Below are 14,807 nucleotides of genomic sequence, written 5' to 3' on the forward strand. Positions count from 1 at the left end.
CGTGGGGCTCTCCGGGCTATTCGATGATTTTCGGCACGGCGAAGCTGGTGCCGGACTTCGCCGGCGCGTTGGCCAGGGACTTCTCCGGCGGCAGCGACGGCCGCGTCACGTCCTCGCGAAGCAGCGACTCCGCGAGCGTGGCATGGGAGGTGGGCTCCACGGCCTCCACGTCGAGCGACTGGAGCTGCGCCACCGCGTCCAGCACGGCGGACAGCTGCGTGGAGAAGCGCTGCTCCTCCTCCGGAGTCAGCGCCAGCCGCGCCAGCGTGGCCACGTGGCGCACCTGCTCGAGCGTGAGGGCCATGGAGTGTCCTCCTGTGTCGTGGGACTACTTGCGCTTGAAGAGGTTGAGGACGGCGCCCATCACCTTGCCGCTGCCCTCGTGGCCGTGCTGGTTGATGAGCTGGTCCAGCTCGCCCGCGTCCAGGAAGACGCCGTGGCAGTTGAAGCAGGTGTCGATTTCGACGTTGCCCTGCTTCAGCGTCTGCAGGTCCATGCCGCACTTGGGGCACTTCATGTAGTGCAGCTGCTTGAGCTCCTCGCGCTGCTTCGCCGCCGTCTCGGCGGCCTGCTGGAGCGCCAGCTTGCGCTTCTTCTCGATCTCCTCCCGGGCGAAGTAATCCTCCTCGGTGGAAGACGGCTTGTCGGTACGGGCGTCGGCCATGGTGTTCCTCCGCGAATTCCAGCCCCCCGCGACACGGCGCGTCCGGGTGGCGTTGTTGGGCGGCAACATACCCCCTCCGTGGAGGGGCGCAGCCGAAATGTAGGCGCCCTGTCTCATGCCTTCCGTTTCCCTCGGGGGCTGGCCGGGAAATTGACCGGCCCCCCTCCCTCCCTACACTCGTCGCCGGGCATTGCTACAGCCCGCTACGCGACTGAGACGCGCAGAGGGAAGAGGTCATGACGGCGAAGAAGGGTCGGGCGGAGAAGGCGGTCCTGTCCCGGCAGGAAATCGCGACGCGGCGCAAGGCGCTGGCGGACAAGCGGATGAAGGCTGGCTCGGGCGGTGGGATTGCCGGCCGGGCCATCACCGGTGTGTTCGTGATGGCTGCCTCGCTGCTGTCCCTGCTGGCGGTGGCGACGTTCGATGTGAAGGACCGGGTGGGCCCCGGCTTCCGCAACGCGGTGGGCCCCATGGGCCACCTCATCGCGGAGTCCCTGCGGGGCATGCTGGGCGTGTGTGCCTACCTGATTCCGGTAGGTGGCATCTACACCGCCATGGTGCTGTTCGTGGGCAACCGCGAGCGCAAGCGCGGGGCCCAGATTGTCAGCCTCTTCCTGCTGACGGCCAGCGTGTCCGTGCTGGCGCAGCTCATGTTCGGGAAGGACCGGGGCTGGGCGCATCCTCCGGGCGGCGCGCTGGGCGCCGGCCTGGGCGGCGTGATGGAGGGGATGTTCTCCACCGTCGGCACCGTCATCCTCGTCACCGCCATCAGCGCGGCGGCGCTCATCGTGGGCACGCAGTACACCTTCCTCAAGCTCTGCTCGCTGGTGTGGGCCGGCATGTGCGTGCTGGGCGCCCGCGTGCGCGAGTCCGCGCTCGTCTTCTGGGAAGCGCAGAAGGTCGCCTACAAGGAGCGGCAGGAGCGCGCGGCGCAGGAGAAGCTGGAGGAGGCCGCCTTCCTCGCGCAGATCGAGGCGGATGAGGAGGAGCTCGCCGAGGCCGAGCGGCTGGCCGAGGAGGCCGAGGCCGCCGAGGCCGAGGCCATGGCCGAGGAGGCCGTGCGCCTGGCCAAGCAGGAGGAGAAGGAGAAGGCCGCCGCCGCCAAGCTGGCCCTCAAGGAGGCCCGCGAGCGCGAGAAGTCGGAGAAGCTGGCCGCGAGGCTCGCCCCGCGCGACGAGGAGGAGAACGACTCCCTGCCGCCGGAGGCCGCCGAGGCCGTCACCGAGAAGCCCGCCCCCAAGCGCCTGGGGCCCGGCGCGGACCCGGCCTGGGCCGCGTCGTTCCTCGCCCCCGAGCCGCGTCCCGTGCCCGCGGGCGCCGAGGCCGCGGAGCCGCCGGGTGGCCGTCGCCGCAAGACGCCCAACATCGTCACCGGTCCCACGCCCTCCACGCCCCCCGTGTCCGCCCAGGCGCTCGCCCTGGCCGCGCAGAACGCGGAGCCCGAGCCCGTGGCTCCGGCGGTGGTGCCTCCGGTGGCCGCGGCTCCCCAGCCCGTGCCCGCCGAGCCGGCCGCCATCGTCCGGGCGCCTTCCGCCGCCGCTGCCGCCGCGGCGCGCATGCCGCTCATCGTGGAGCCCAAGGCCCCGCCCAAGCCCACCGCGCCGAAGAAGAACCAGGACCAGTTCGAGTTCGTCGGCGACCGCAAGAGCTTCTCGCTGCCGCCGCTGGACGTGCTGGAGTGCGACAAGAAGGAGCGCTCCGCGCTGGACAAGGACGCGTTCCTCACCACGGCGGAGAAGCTGCGCGCGAAGCTGGCGGACTTCGGCATCGTCGGCGAGGTGGTCGAAATCCGTCCCGGCCCCGTCGTCACCATGTACGAGTTCCTCCCGGGACCCGGCATCAAGGTGAGCAAGATTGCGGCCCTCGCGGACGACCTCGCCATGGCCATGGAGGCCATGCGCGTGCGCATCGTCGCCCCCATCCCCGGCAAGGGCGTGGTGGGCATCGAGGTGCCCAACCGCGACCGTGAGACGGTGTACCTCAAGGAAATCGCCGAGCAGGACGCCTTCCACAAGGGGCCGAGCAAGCTCACCATGTGCGTGGGCAAGGACATCGAGGGCATGCCGTACGTCCTCGACCTGGCCAAGGCGCCGCACCTGCTCATCGCCGGTACCACGGGCTCCGGTAAGTCGGTGGCCGTGAACTCCATGATTATGAGCATCCTCCTCAAGGCCACGCCCGAGGAGGTCCGCTTCATCATGGTGGACCCGAAGATGCTGGAGCTCTCCGTCTACGAGGGCATCCCCCACCTGCTGCTGCCGGTGGTGACGGACCCGAAGAAGGCGGCGCTCGCGCTGCGCTGGGCCGTGGAGGAGATGGAGCGCCGCTACCAGATGCTGTCCGAGGCGGGCGTGCGCAACATCGCCGGCTTCAACAAGCTGGTGGAGACCTCCGCCGCCGAGGCCAAGGGCTCGGTCACCGTCGAGCCCGCGCCCAAGAAGGTCAAGCCCAAGAAGGTGCTCGTCGTCGAGGGCGAGGCGAAGCCCGTCGCCCCCGCCGACGGCCTGGGCGTGGCCGCGCCGCGCGACGACGAGGAGGACATGCGCGAGGCGGTGGACGCCGCCGAGCCCGAGGCTCCCGAGGTGGAGGCCGAGCCCGAGGACTCCGACGAGGGGGCTCCGCTGGAGGCCGCCGGCGACAAGCCGGAGAAGAAGGAGCTCAAGAAGCTGCCCTACATCGTCGTCATCATCGACGAGCTGGCGGACCTGATGATGGTGGCCAGCCGCGAGGTGGAGACGTACGTGGCGCGACTGGCGCAGATGGCCCGCGCGGCCGGCATCCACCTGATGGTGGCCACGCAGCGTCCGTCCACGGACGTCGTCACCGGCGTCATCAAGGCCAACTTCCCCACGCGCATCAGCTTCATGCTGCGCTCGAAGCCGGACTCGATGACGATTCTGGGCACCGTGGGCGCCGAGGCCCTGCTGGGCATGGGCGACATGCTCATCATGCCGCCCACGAGCGCGCACCTGCAGCGCGTGCACGGCGCCTTCGTGTCGGAGAACGAAATCAAGAAGGCGGTGGACCACCTCAAGGCCCAGGGCAAGCCCGTCTACGACGAGTCCATCCTCAAGCCGCGCGAGGAGGAGGGCGAAGGTGGCGGCGGCGAGGAGGACGAGCTGTCCGACGAGCTGTACGACCAGGCGCTCGCGGTGGTCGGCGAGATGCGCGCCGTCTCCATCTCCATGCTCCAGCGCAAGATGCGCATCGGCTACAACCGCGCGGCGCGCATGATTGAGCGCATGGAGCGCGACGGCGTGGTGGGCCCGGCCGACGGCGCCAAGCCCCGCGAGGTGCTCATCCGCGGCGTGGGCGACATGCCGGGCGCCGGGGCGATGTAGGGCCAGGGGGGCCACGTCCCGGGAACGGGCGTGGTGCCTCGGATGGTTCTTCCTGACGGGGGCGCTTCGGCCAGGCCGGGCGCCCCCGCCTCTTTTTCAGACGAGGCGCATGCCGAATGATTGTCGCCATCTCCCGCTTCCGCCCCGCGCCCGAGGACGCGGACCGCCTGGTCGCCCGCTTCCAGGAGCGCACCCGGCGCGTGGACGCGTACGAGGGCTTCCTGGGCCTGGAGGTGCTGCGCTCCTTCGAGCGCTCGCCGGAGCTGCTGCTGGTGACGCGGTGGCGTGACAGGGAGTCCATGCGTGCCTACTTCCAGTCGGAGGACTTCCGTCGCGCGAAGGAGGCCAGCGCCGAGCAGGAGGGCGCCACCTTCGCCATCTACGAGGTGGTGGGCACTTGATGCGCGTTGCTGGTTCCCAAGCGGCCTCCCGTCGTCTATGGGCGGTGTCCCATGGCTGAACGCATTGCCCTCTTCGCCACCGCCGCCCGCGGCACCGAGGACCTCCTCGCCGACGAGCTGAAGGAACTCGGCGCCCGCCGCATCCGCCAGGACCGCGGCGGCGTGCGCTTCATGGCCACGCTCGACGAGGCGCTGATGGTGTGCCTCTGGTCGCGCATCGCCATGCGCGTGCTCTACCCGCTGGGCGCCTTCGAGGCACACGGCGCGGACGGACTCTACGAGGCCGCCGCCAGCATCCCCTGGGAGGAACACCTCACGCCGGACACCACCTTCGCGGTGGATGCCACGCTGAAGGACAGCGAGCACACGCACTCGGGCTTCGTGGCGCTGAAGGTGAAGGACGCCATCGTCGACCGCATCCGCGACGTGGAAGGCGCCCGGCCGGACGTGAGCACGAGAGACCCCGACGTCCGCGTGGTGGCCCACCTGGCGCGCGACACGCTGTCGCTCTCGTTGGACCTGTGCGGCGAGCCCCTGCACCGCCGGGGCTACCGCGTGCGCCCCACCCCCGCGCCGCTGAAGGAGACGCTGGCCGCGGCCCTCCTGCGCGCCGCCAGCTACACCGGCGAGGAGGCGCTGGTGGACCCGATGTGTGGCTCCGGCACGCTGCTCATCGAGGCGGGCCTCATCGCGCGCAAGCGCGCCCCCGGCCTCAGCCGCGACTTCGCGGTGGAGCGCTGGCCGGAACTGGGGACGCGGGCGCGCGAGCTGCTCACGGACATGCGCGCGGACGCCCGGCGCAACGAGCGGAGGGTGACGGTGCCGCTCCTGGGCGTCGACAAGGACCCCGAGGCCCTGGAGGCCGCCAGCCGCAACGTGCGCGCGGCGAAGCTGTCGGAGGAAATCCAGCTCATCGAGGGCGACGCGACGAAGCTGCCTCCCCTGCCCGCCCCGGGCGGCCTCATCATCACCAACCCGCCTTATGGAGACCGGCTGGGCTCGGGTGGGCAGAAGGGCATGAAGAGCTTCTACTTCAAGCTGGGCGAGTCGCTGCGCGTGCCGGGCTGGCGCGTCTGGGTGCTCTCCGGCAACCCGGCCTTCGAGAGCGCCTTCCACGCGCGCCCCTCCGCGCGGCGGGACATGTGGAACGGCCCCATCGCCTGCACGCTCCTGGGCTACCGGCCCGCGGGCGGCGGCTCAGAAGCGCCGCTCGGTGTGCCGCATGAGCCGGCCGATGTTGCCCCGGTGCGTCCACAGCATGAGGGCGAAGAGGACGGCTGAGAGGCCCGCGTACTCCGTGGCGCGGGCGGTGAGCGCTGACGTGCCCACCGCCGTGGCCCCCGCCGCCAGCGAGCCCAGGGAGCTGACCCGCCACACCGCGAGGATGGCGGCGTACACCAGCGCCCCGGCCAGCGCCGCCTCGGGCACCAGCACCAGCAGCACGCCCAGCGCGGTGGCCACGCCCTTGCCGCCCTGCAGCTTCAGCCACACCGGGTAGACGTGGCCCAGCACCGAGGCCAGGCCCACCAGCACGTGCGCCAGGGGCTGTCCCGGCAACAGGCGCATCGCCAGCGCCACCGGCAGCGCGCCCTTGAGCGCGTCCAGCAGCAGCACCACCGCGCCCAGCTTCTTGCCCGCCACGCGGGTGACGTTGGTGGCGCCGATGTTGCCGCTGCCCTGCTGGCGCACGTCCACGCCACGCAGCCACCGCGTCAGCAACACACCGAAGGGAATGGAGCCGGCGAGGTAGCCCAGCAGGACGAGCGCGGATGGCACGAGGCACAGGCTACAGCAGCAGGTGGGGGAAGCGCGTCTTCACCACCACCCACGCGTAGTTGACGAGGATGAGCACGGGCAGCGTCACGCGCAGCACGCCCCACTCCCAGGGGGACAGGATGATTTCCGGGATGGGCATGGCGAAGACCAGGTGCAGCACCATGGCCACCGCCAGGAGGGCGAAGACGATGGCGCCCACCGTCCCCAAGGGGTTGGCGTCCCAGGCGCCAGCGAAGTTGAGGTGGGACACCCGGTCCGCCACCCGCGTCAGCCCGCAGCCGAGGCAGGGCCAGCCCGTCTGCTCGCGCAGCACGCAGCCCCAGAAGGGGATGATGCGCGCCACCGGGATGTAGCGGGCCACGAGCAGGCCCACGACGCCGATGATGCCCAGGACGTCCACGGTGCCGAGCCGGCGGTTTCGGGGAGGGATGAGGACCTTCATGCGCGCCTCACCGGGATGTGGGAGACAGAGGGCAGTCTAGTACGGACGGCGGCTTGCCGGGGCAAGCACTTCTGGCTAAGCGTACGGGGCATGAACACGCTCCGCACGTCCCTGATGCTGCTGGTCGCCGTTCCCCTGGTCGCGCTCGCGGGTGACAAGACGCCCGCCAAGGCTGGCAAGGCCGCCGAGGCCGACTGCCACCACCCGCCCGCGCCCCAGGCCGCCAAGGCCGAGACGCCCGCGGCGAAGGCGGGCACCCCGGCCGCCGCGCCGGCCCCCGCCCCTGCCCAGGACGGCTGGAAGCTCACCCGGGGCGAGCCCATCAAGGGCACCCAGGCCCTGAAGCTCGCGGACGTGCTCGCGAAGCCCCAGGCGCACGACGGGAAGTCGGTGCTCGTCGAGGGCACGGTGCGCAAGGCGTGCGAGCGCAAGGGCTGCTGGATGGAGCTGGCCTCGGACACGAAGGACAAGAGCCCGGGCGTGCGCGTGACGTTCAAGGACTACGGCTTCTTCGTCCCGCTGGACTCGGCCGGCTCGCAGGCGCGCGTGGAGGGCGTGCTGAAGGTGGCCGAGCTGAGCGACAGCCGCGCCCAGCACTACGAGTCCGAGGGCGCCATCGTCCCGCGCGGCGCGGACGGCAAGCCGCGCGAGGTGCAGCTGGTGGCCACGGGCGTCGAGCTGCGCCGCTGACATCATGGCGCGAAGCTTCAGCATGCGAGGCGTGCAGGGCGCGGCGGACCGCGCCGTCCAGCACGCCCGCGCGTGGCTCCTGGAAACCGAGCCGGGCTCCCGCGTGCACGACGTGCAGGAGGACCCGCGCTTCCAGCACCGGGGCGTGGACCTGCTCTGGGAGCTGCCCTCGGGAGAGGTGCGCGGCATCGAGGTGAAGGGCGACCGCAACGCCACCCGCCGCCGCTACTTCTTCGAGCTGGTGTCCAACCTGGAGAAGGACACCCCGGGCTGCTTTCTCTACAGCGGCGCGGACCTGCTCATCTACGTCTTCCTCTCGCAGGGCGAGCTGCACGTGCTGCCCATGCGCGCCACGCGGGAGTGGTTCCTCCCCCGCGCGAAGGAGTACCCCCTCAAGCACGCCTTCACGCAGACGGGCGCCATCCGCTACACGACGGTGGGCGCGGTGGTGTCCGTGCGCGACGTGTCGGAAGGGGTGCCCGGCGTCCTCCGCGTGCCGCTCAAGCGCAAGGCCGGCGGCGAGGCGGAGGAAGGCGCTTCCGTGATGGAGCCCCCGCCTCCCATGGCCACCGAGGCCAAGGACGAGGCCGGCGGCCCGGACGGGCTGGGCTGAGCGGCGCGGGAGGTGCCTCCTTTCCGCGCCGCTGTCCCTCGCGGTGCCTCAGCGACCGTGCTGATGACGCCGGTGGCCCGGGTGCATCTTGTCGTGCGTCGCCTCCAGGCGCGCCGAGATGGTCATCAGCTCCAGGAGCGCTTCCCGGTCGTTCTGGGCCTTGTAGACGTGCTCCAGGCGCGGAACGAGGTCGAGCGCCAGGTGGATGTCATTGGCCTTCTCGGCCTGGTCCAGCAGGGTGCGGGCGGCCGCGGCGGCCCGGCCATGCGCCTTCACGTGGATGAGGCCATCCACGGCGAGCAGCCGGGAGATGGGCGCGCGCTGGGTGTCCTCGGTGAACTTCACCAGCTCGTCGGTGGCCGCATCCACCTCGCCGCGGGCCGCGCGCACCATGGCCTTGGCGATGCCCTTGCGGTCCGGCAGGAGGAACTCCTCGAGGTCGGCGAAGGCCTCCGCGTGGGCGGTGTGGCCCGAGGACGCCAGCGCCTCGGCGAGGCTGTCGAACACCTCGGCCTGCTTCTCCGTGAAGGGCGCGAGCGCCTCGCGCATGAAGCGCTCCTGCGGGGCGCCCTTCTCGTCCAGGGGCATGCGCGCGCGCACGGCGTTCATCTTCTCGAAGGCCTCCGCCACCGGCGCGTCCTGCTTGCCGTTGAGCAGATGCGCCAGCGCGCTCATGAGGCCGTTGAGCGTCTCGGCCATCTCCATGGGGGCCACCCGGTCCGGCAGCCAGCGGCGCCACAGCTCCACGGCCGCCGCCACGGCGAAGTCCTTGAAGGGACCGGTGCCCTTCCACTTCTCCCGCCACTGCTGGGCGATGCCCAGCGGGAAGGACGTCTCCGCCAGCTTCCGGAACTCTTCCTCGTTCACCGGAAGTCCGTAGTGGCCGAGCGTCCCCAGCAGGGCCTCCGTCGGGTACTCCTTCAGGCCCTTCTGCTGCCACGCCTTGTCCACGCGCTGCGTGCTCACACGATTCTCCGCTGCCTGGGACGCCGGCCATCGGCGTCAGCGGCCTTCTAGCGGAAGCCGGGCCGGTCGTGCACCGTCACGTCGCGGCTCGCGTCAGGCGGCGGACGCCGGGGGCGCCACCTTTGGGACGGTGGGCCACGCCACGGGGTTGCGCCGCCCGTCCTCCACCCGGCGCGCCAGGTAGGGCTCACACCCCCGCGCCGCGAAGGCGCGCTTCCAGGCCGCGAAGCTGCCCCCGGCCTTCCATGCATCCATGGCCGCCAGCCCGCCCTCCGGGCCACACTGGGCCAGCATGTACTCCACCCAGGCCCAGCGCGCGGACGTGGGCCGCACCTCGGCCCGGCCCCGCAGGCCCTTGCGCAGCCGCTCCAGGCGCCCCTCCACCTCGCGGATGCCCGCGAAGGGCGCCCCGTCCAGCGGGGTGTTGCGCTTGGCCACGAAGGGCGCCACCCCCAGGGCCACCGGGAGGATGCGCGACAGCTCCGTGGTGAAGCGGATGAGCTCGTCGATGTCCTCGTCGCCCTCATGGGGCAGGCCCACCACGTTGTACACCTTGAGCTGCTTCATCCCCGCCGTCTTCGCGAAGTTCGCCGCCCGGACGATCTGCTCCTCCGAGTGCTTGCGGTCCACCATGTCCCGCATCCGCTGCGAGGCCCCGTCCGCCGCCACCGTCAGGTTGGTGGCCCCGCCGCGCCGGAGCTGATCCACCAGCTCCTGCGTCAGCCGGTCCGCGCGCAGGGAGGACACGCCCACCTCGCGCCCCGAGTCGACGAGGGTGCGCAAGAGCTCGACGATGCGCGGGTGGTCCGTCACCGCGGCGCCCACCAGCCCCACCCGCTTCGCGTGCTCCGGGATGAGCGACAGCACCCGCTCCGGGGGCACCGTCCGCATGCCCCCGTTGGTGGTGCGCCGCATGACGCAATAGTGGCAGCCGCGCGAGCAGCCCCGCTCCGGCTCGATGAGGAACATCGAGCGCAGCTCGGTATGAGGGGTGATGATTTGCGAGCGGGCCGGCAGCCGCCCGTCCGTCGCCTTGGCGACGTGGTAGCGCGTGCCGCCCCTCCCGGGCACCCGGAAGCCCGGCGTGCGCGCCAGGTGGTCCAGCAGGGCCTCGCGCTCCATGGAGGCCGCCGCGTCCACCAGCACGTGGATGAGGTCGTCCGCCTCGCCCTGGACGAGCACGTCCACGAAGGGCTCCAGCGGATCCGGATTGGAGAACGTCAGCGGGCCTCCGGCCACCACCAGCGGGTAGCCACCGTCCCGGCGCTCCTCGGCCAGGAGCGGCAGGCCCGCCAACTCCAGCAGGGTGAAGAAGCCCGTCAGCTCCAGCTCGTAGGCCACGGAGAAGGCCAGCATGTCGAAGCTGGAGACGGAGTTCTGGGTCTCCCAGGTGAAGAGCGGGGTGCGCGTCTTCTTGAAGGCCTCCACGTCGTCGGGGAGGAAGACACGCTCGGCCGTGGCCCCGGCGTGCTCATGCACCTCCCGGTAGATGGCCTGGAAGCCAAGCGAGCTCATGCCCACGTGGTAGGGGCTCGGATAGCAGAGGGCCACCCGGTAGGGCGCCGCCTTGTGCAGCGTGCCCTGCTCGTCCGCCAGCAGACCGCGGACATGCTCGATGAGTGAGTAACGGCCCTCCAATGCGCCTCCTGTCAGGTACAGCTCTGTAAACACCGAGGCCCCGGTCAGCCACTCCCGAAGGAGGGCCGCCGGGGCCGCGAGGCGCCACCCGGGGGTGGCGCGCTACCTACGATTTACTTGAACGACGGGATGGCCTTGGACGGGACGCAGCACGCGACGCCCGCCGCGGCCTGCTCCGGCGTGAGACCGCAGTTCTGCAGCGTCGGGAAGCACTCCGCCGCGAAGTCCGGGTTCAGACCCGAGCCCAGACCGCAGCTCTCCGCCGGGTCGGCGGAGCCAGGGATGCACAGCGCCGCCGGCCACATCGCGCGAACGATGTAGGTCGAGACGCAGCCATCCTTGGTGTAGCGGAGCTCGCCCGTGAGCTGCGTGCCCGGCGTGGCCGGTGCCGAGTACACCCGAACCTTGCTGAACTCGTACGTCACCTTGGTGGCGGCAATCGCCGGGGCGGACTCGTCCTCCTCCGTCGCCGGGTCATCCTCCACGGGAGGGACGCGGGCGGCGTCCACGGTCGCGGCCGTGAAGGTCGGCGCGCCGCAGAACTCCTCGCCATCCGGCTCCTTCGCCATCTCGCCAATGGCGGTCTGGGCCGTGGAGGGGTTCACGTCGTCCCGGTCCCCGAGGCCCGCGAGGCCCGCGGGACGGATGGTCAGCTGCGTGAAGTCGTTCGCGTCAGGGTTGACGAACTTGTACACGCCGAGACGCTCACCGATGAGCGGACGGGCATTGGCGCAGCTGACAGTCGCGTCCACAGGCGTGGGCTGCTGGACGATGTCGTACTTCGCGTACCAGTTACCCGCGTCCTGAACGATGCAGCCAGCCTCCGGCTGCTCGAAGTCGCAACCGGCCATCAGGCTGCCCGCGCCGAAAACCACCAACGCAGTCTTGAAGATGTTCTTGGTCATGTGACTTGAGGTTCCGATGGTTGACCGTGGACTAGAACGTGTACCGGACACCGAAGCGCACCTGGCGCGGCGGCTGGTAGCGGGTCGGGTTCTTGAAGTTCTTGTTGATGTCGCCCTCGACATCGCCGAACGGGGTCGCGCGCTCCTCACCCTCCTGCCAATCCAGGCTGCCCGGCAGGTCGGACGGCTTGCCATTGGGGATGGGCTGCACGGACAGACGGGTGTACGTCTGGTCCACGAGGTCCACGCCCTGGAAGTTGAAGAGGTTGAAGACGTCCAGCGTGAAGGAGACGACGCTGTCCTTGCTGACCCGGTAGTTCACACCGACGTTGGAGTCGATGGTGTTGATCCACGGGGTGCGGCCGCCGGCGCCACGGGGCAGGACGAAGGACTCGTCCTCACCGTAGAGCGAGTGAGCGCCGAAGTAGTTGATCGGCGTGCCGCTGTTGCCGCGGTAGGAGACACCGAGGCTGGCGGACAGCTCGCTGGTCAGGTTGAACTCCTTCGCGCCGAACACCTTGACCTGGTGCGTGCGGTCGAAGGGCAGCAGACCCGTGCGGTTCTGGAGCAGGTTGACCAGGTCGAAGTCCGACAGGATGTTCGGGTCGAGCTGGTTGGACTCCGGACGGAACAGACCGGGGTAGTTACCGTACAGACGCGACCAGGTGTAGTTGGCCTGGGCGAGCCAGCCGTCCGCGAAGGTGCGGTTCAGGTAGACGGTGACCGCGTCGTAGTTGCGCTCCGGCTTCGGGAACTCCTTGGCGAAGCCCGCGCCCGGGTTGCCGAGGAAGTACGTGTTGCCGTCGTCGCGGCTCATGTCCTCGATGACCGAGTTCATGTCGCGGTGCGTGTAGCTGGCGCCGATGCGGGTGTTGGCCAGGAGCTCGTACTCCGCGCCCACGACGACTTCGTCGGAGGACTGCGGGGTGATGTCCGGGTCCACCGGCTCCTTCTCGACCTTGCCGCCCGTGTAGAGGCGGTTCGGGTTGCGGCTCGCCTCGGGGTTGACCAGCACGTTGCCTTCGGCCTGGCAGTCCGTGGCCTGGCTCGCGCGGCTGGACGGGTCGCAGCGGCCCGAACCGTCACCCGGCTCCGCCAGCTGACGACGCGCGCTGAAGCGGCGCTCACCCGGGAAGGCGCGGTCCAGCAGGTTCAGCGGAACCTGCTCGTAGTACCGGGCGAAGTTCACGAAGAACTTGGCGCGGCCGTTGGCGAACGGGTCGACGATGGCGCCGACGCGAGGAGACCACTGGTTGCCCAGGATGAGCGCCAGGTCGCCGTCGCCGCCGTACATCGCCTGCACGTCGTAGCGGACGCCGAGGTTCAGCGTCACGCGGTTCGCGATGGACCAGGAGTCCTGCAGGAAGCCGCCCACCGTGGTGCTGGTGGACTTCGCCGCCTGGGTCAGCTGGGTGATGGCCGTGTCAGGCGCCGTCTGGTAGCCGTACCGACGGAAGTCCTGGAGGGTGGTGCCCTCGTACGCACCGCCCGGGTAGGGGTCGGTCTCGGTGTAGTACACGCCGCCGCCGTAGGCCTTCAGCTGGTCGTACACCAGGAACTCGGTGTCGACGCCGGCCTTCAGCACGTGGGTGCCGAGCGCGTTCAGCAGGTAGGTGGCCTTGGCGTTGGCCTGGTAGCGGTCGAGCGTCGCGTCGCTCATGAACGACGGGCCGCCGACGTTGTAGCTGGTGACGGGGCAGCTGCGCAGGATGTGCGGAACCGTCTCGCCTTCCTCGTCGACCGTCGTCCACTCGAGGTTGCGGCAGACGTTGCCCACGCCCGCGGGCAGGCCCTCGAACTGGGTCAGGTCGCGCTCGTCGCGGTACGTCATGCGCGAGTAACCCGCCAGGCCCTCGCTGCTGCCCAGCTTGCTGCCGTCACCCGGCAGCGTGGACGCGGTCTGGTGGAACCAACCGAGGTTGGCGTCGACCAGGACCTTCTTGTCCATGAACGCGCCGGCGTACTTCAGGGCCAGCGACGTGGTGTTGGCGTTGTTCTCCGTCAGGCCGAAGTCACCCGGACGCGACACCTGGGCGCCCGGCAGGTTGCCCGTGCGGGGGTCCAGCGTGAGCTTGCCCAGGCCGCCCGTCGAGGACGGGGTGCCGTTCACCGCGAACGACACGTTGTGGTCCTGGTTGATGAGGTACGTCAGCTTGCCCATGTACTGCAGGCTGCGCGAGTCGGCGAAGTACTGACGCTCCGAGCCCGGGATGGCGGTGGCGACAGTGAGGCCGTTCTCGTCACGGACGTAGTCGCGGGCCGCGTCGTCGATCTGCAGCGCGTTCAGCGTACGGGTGTGCTGGTAGCGCGTGAACGACGGAGCGAAGCCGGCGAAGAACCACAGCTTGTCCTTGAGGATGGGGCCGCCGAGCGTGGCGCCGAAGTCGCCGAGGTTCTTCAGCTCGTTGTAGCCCGTGATGACCGTACCCTCTTCACGGACCAGCTTGCGGGAACCCTCGAGCGTGCCCGGCGTCCAGTTGGCGAACACGGTACCGTGGAACTCGTTGGAGCCCGACCGGGTGACCGCGTTGACCACGCCGCCCGTGGAACGACCGAACTCCGGCATGTAACCGCCGGTGATGATGTTCACGTCCTGGACGAACTCGATGCTCAGCGGGCTCGCGTTCACGCCGAAGGCCGGGTCGTTCGTGGACAGGCCGTCCACCACGTAGCCGTTCTCGGGCGAGGTCGCGCCGTTGATGGACACGCCGTAGTTGTCCGTCTGGGCGCCAGGCGCCAGCTCGGCGAGCGACTCGAAGGAGCGGGCCGCGCCGCCCTTGCCGCCCGGACGGGCCACCGCGATGCGCTTGATGAACTCCTGATCCACGTTGACGCCCGTGGTCGTGGAGCCGACGTCGATCGTCGGAGGCGTACCGGTGATCTCCACCACCTCACCGAGGGACTCCGGCAGGAGCTCCACGTTGACGCGGATGGTACGGTTCAGGCGCAGCTGGACATCGGCGCGCGCGTACGGCTTGAACTGCTCCTTCTCGAACCGCAGGGTGTAGACACCCGGCGGAAGCTGGGGAATGCGGTAGTTGCCCTGGGCGTCGCTCACCACCGTCTGCTCGCCCTGAAGGTTGGGCGAGGTGGCGGTCACGACGACGTCAGGAACAGGCTGCCGGCTCTGAGCGTCGATGATCGTACCGATCATCGTGCTCGACTGCGCGAAAGCCGCGGATCCGTAAAGCAGACCTGCGGCCAGGACAACTCCGGTTTCCCGGAGCACTCGGTTCAAGTGCATACCATACCCCTCCAAGGTGGGCTGCAACCGAAAATGACTCGGGAAAATATCCGAGGTCGAGCAGTTGTCAATAGACCGTTGCTTTTTGGTGACCAGTGGGGCAATTGCGCGATCACGCGAAATACCC

At 70.1% G+C, this 14,807-nt stretch carries 13 protein-coding genes; 5 read left to right on the plus strand and 8 right to left on the minus strand.

What is annotated here, in order from left to right; translation table 11 throughout:
- Positions 1-16 precede the first annotated feature (16 nt).
- Together gatC and HG543_RS13420 are read right to left on the minus strand one after the other, a co-directional pair.
- Positions 17-304: an Asp-tRNA(Asn)/Glu-tRNA(Gln) amidotransferase subunit GatC gene (gene gatC / locus HG543_RS13415; protein ID WP_169345132.1), complete on the minus strand. Its 288-nt coding sequence runs from the start codon at positions 302-304 to the stop codon at positions 17-19.
- Positions 305-328: 24 nt separating this feature from the next.
- Positions 329-664, minus strand: coding sequence for a TFIIB-type zinc ribbon-containing protein (locus HG543_RS13420; RefSeq protein ID WP_169345133.1), 336 nt, complete (start codon positions 662-664; stop codon positions 329-331).
- A gap of 236 nt (positions 665-900) precedes the next feature.
- Here HG543_RS13420 and HG543_RS13425 point away from each other — a divergent pair, with 236 nt between their 5' ends.
- The 3 genes from HG543_RS13425 to HG543_RS13435 all read left to right on the plus strand — a co-directional run bounded on the left by HG543_RS13425 (position 901) and on the right by HG543_RS13435 (position 5,687).
- On the plus strand, positions 901-4,005 hold the full coding sequence (locus HG543_RS13425) for an FtsK/SpoIIIE family DNA translocase (protein ID WP_169345134.1): 3,105 nt from the start codon (positions 901-903) through the stop codon (positions 4,003-4,005).
- A 116-nt stretch (positions 4,006-4,121) separates the two neighbouring features.
- The gene (locus tag HG543_RS13430) at positions 4,122-4,406 is read left to right on the plus strand and encodes an antibiotic biosynthesis monooxygenase family protein (RefSeq protein ID WP_169345135.1); all 285 of its coding nucleotides are present in this window, start codon (positions 4,122-4,124) and stop codon (positions 4,404-4,406) included.
- Positions 4,407-4,457: 51 nt separating this feature from the next.
- Positions 4,458-5,687 (plus strand): THUMP domain-containing class I SAM-dependent RNA methyltransferase, encoded by a 1,230-nt coding sequence (locus HG543_RS13435; protein WP_169345136.1) that lies wholly within the window; start codon positions 4,458-4,460, stop codon positions 5,685-5,687.
- Here HG543_RS13435 and plsY read toward each other — a convergent pair.
- Together plsY and HG543_RS13445 are read right to left on the minus strand one after the other, a co-directional pair.
- The gene (gene plsY / locus HG543_RS13440) at positions 5,604-6,182 is read right to left on the minus strand and encodes a glycerol-3-phosphate 1-O-acyltransferase PlsY (protein WP_169345137.1); all 579 of its coding nucleotides are present in this window, start codon (positions 6,180-6,182) and stop codon (positions 5,604-5,606) included. The two genes, HG543_RS13435 and plsY, sit on opposite strands and share 84 nt — an antisense overlap.
- A gap of 10 nt (positions 6,183-6,192) precedes the next feature.
- Positions 6,193-6,624, minus strand: coding sequence for a DUF2752 domain-containing protein (locus HG543_RS13445; protein WP_169345138.1), 432 nt, complete (start codon positions 6,622-6,624; stop codon positions 6,193-6,195).
- 90 nt (positions 6,625-6,714) lie between these two features.
- Between HG543_RS13445 and HG543_RS13450 the strand changes: the two genes are divergently transcribed.
- Together HG543_RS13450 and HG543_RS13455 are read left to right on the plus strand one after the other, a co-directional pair.
- On the plus strand, positions 6,715-7,314 hold the full coding sequence (locus HG543_RS13450) for a DUF4920 domain-containing protein (protein ID WP_169345139.1): 600 nt from the start codon (positions 6,715-6,717) through the stop codon (positions 7,312-7,314).
- A gap of 4 nt (positions 7,315-7,318) precedes the next feature.
- Complete coding sequence (locus HG543_RS13455; RefSeq protein WP_246356992.1) at positions 7,319-7,927, plus strand: hypothetical protein; 609 nt, start codon at positions 7,319-7,321, stop codon at positions 7,925-7,927.
- A gap of 48 nt (positions 7,928-7,975) precedes the next feature.
- Here the strand turns inward: HG543_RS13455 and HG543_RS13460 are convergent, their stop codons facing one another.
- The 4 genes from HG543_RS13460 to HG543_RS13475 all read right to left on the minus strand — a co-directional run bounded on the left by HG543_RS13460 (position 7,976) and on the right by HG543_RS13475 (position 14,680).
- Positions 7,976-8,893, minus strand: a complete 918-nt coding sequence (locus HG543_RS13460; RefSeq protein WP_171817954.1) for a hypothetical protein — start codon at positions 8,891-8,893, stop codon at positions 7,976-7,978.
- A 93-nt stretch (positions 8,894-8,986) separates the two neighbouring features.
- Positions 8,987-10,531, minus strand: coding sequence for a radical SAM protein (locus tag HG543_RS13465; RefSeq protein ID WP_169345140.1), 1,545 nt, complete (start codon positions 10,529-10,531; stop codon positions 8,987-8,989).
- A gap of 113 nt (positions 10,532-10,644) precedes the next feature.
- Positions 10,645-11,436: a hypothetical protein gene (locus HG543_RS13470; protein ID WP_246356993.1), complete on the minus strand. Its 792-nt coding sequence runs from the start codon at positions 11,434-11,436 to the stop codon at positions 10,645-10,647.
- A 31-nt stretch (positions 11,437-11,467) separates the two neighbouring features.
- Positions 11,468-14,680 (minus strand): TonB-dependent receptor, encoded by a 3,213-nt coding sequence (locus HG543_RS13475; protein WP_169345141.1) that lies wholly within the window; start codon positions 14,678-14,680, stop codon positions 11,468-11,470.
- Positions 14,681-14,807: the final 127 nt, after the last annotated feature.

It is taken from the genome of Pyxidicoccus fallax (assembly GCF_012933655.1).
GTDB classification, from domain to species: Bacteria; Myxococcota; Myxococcia; order Myxococcales; family Myxococcaceae; genus Myxococcus; species Myxococcus fallax.

What these genes read in the sequence shown, in the direction of transcription:
- HG543_RS13475 (WP_169345141.1), bottom strand. Translation starts at nt 14,680, where the DNA reads ATGCACTTGAACCGAGTGCTCCGGGAAACCGGAGTTGTCCTGGCCGCA.
- HG543_RS13430 (WP_169345135.1), top strand. Translation starts at nt 4,122, where the DNA reads ATGATTGTCGCCATCTCCCGCTTCCGCCCCGCGCCCGAGGACGCGGAC.
- HG543_RS13435 (WP_169345136.1), top strand. Translation starts at nt 4,458, where the DNA reads ATGGCTGAACGCATTGCCCTCTTCGCCACCGCCGCCCGCGGCACCGAG.
- HG543_RS13455 (WP_246356992.1), top strand. Translation starts at nt 7,319, where the DNA reads ATGGCGCGAAGCTTCAGCATGCGAGGCGTGCAGGGCGCGGCGGACCGC.
- HG543_RS13420 (WP_169345133.1), bottom strand. Translation starts at nt 664, where the DNA reads ATGGCCGACGCCCGTACCGACAAGCCGTCTTCCACCGAGGAGGATTAC.
- HG543_RS13445 (WP_169345138.1), bottom strand. Translation starts at nt 6,624, where the DNA reads ATGAAGGTCCTCATCCCTCCCCGAAACCGCCGGCTCGGCACCGTGGAC.
- HG543_RS13470 (WP_246356993.1), bottom strand. Translation starts at nt 11,436, where the DNA reads ATGACCAAGAACATCTTCAAGACTGCGTTGGTGGTTTTCGGCGCGGGC.
- HG543_RS13425 (WP_169345134.1), top strand. Translation starts at nt 901, where the DNA reads ATGACGGCGAAGAAGGGTCGGGCGGAGAAGGCGGTCCTGTCCCGGCAG.
- gatC (WP_169345132.1), bottom strand. Translation starts at nt 304, where the DNA reads ATGGCCCTCACGCTCGAGCAGGTGCGCCACGTGGCCACGCTGGCGCGG.
- HG543_RS13450 (WP_169345139.1), top strand. Translation starts at nt 6,715, where the DNA reads ATGAACACGCTCCGCACGTCCCTGATGCTGCTGGTCGCCGTTCCCCTG.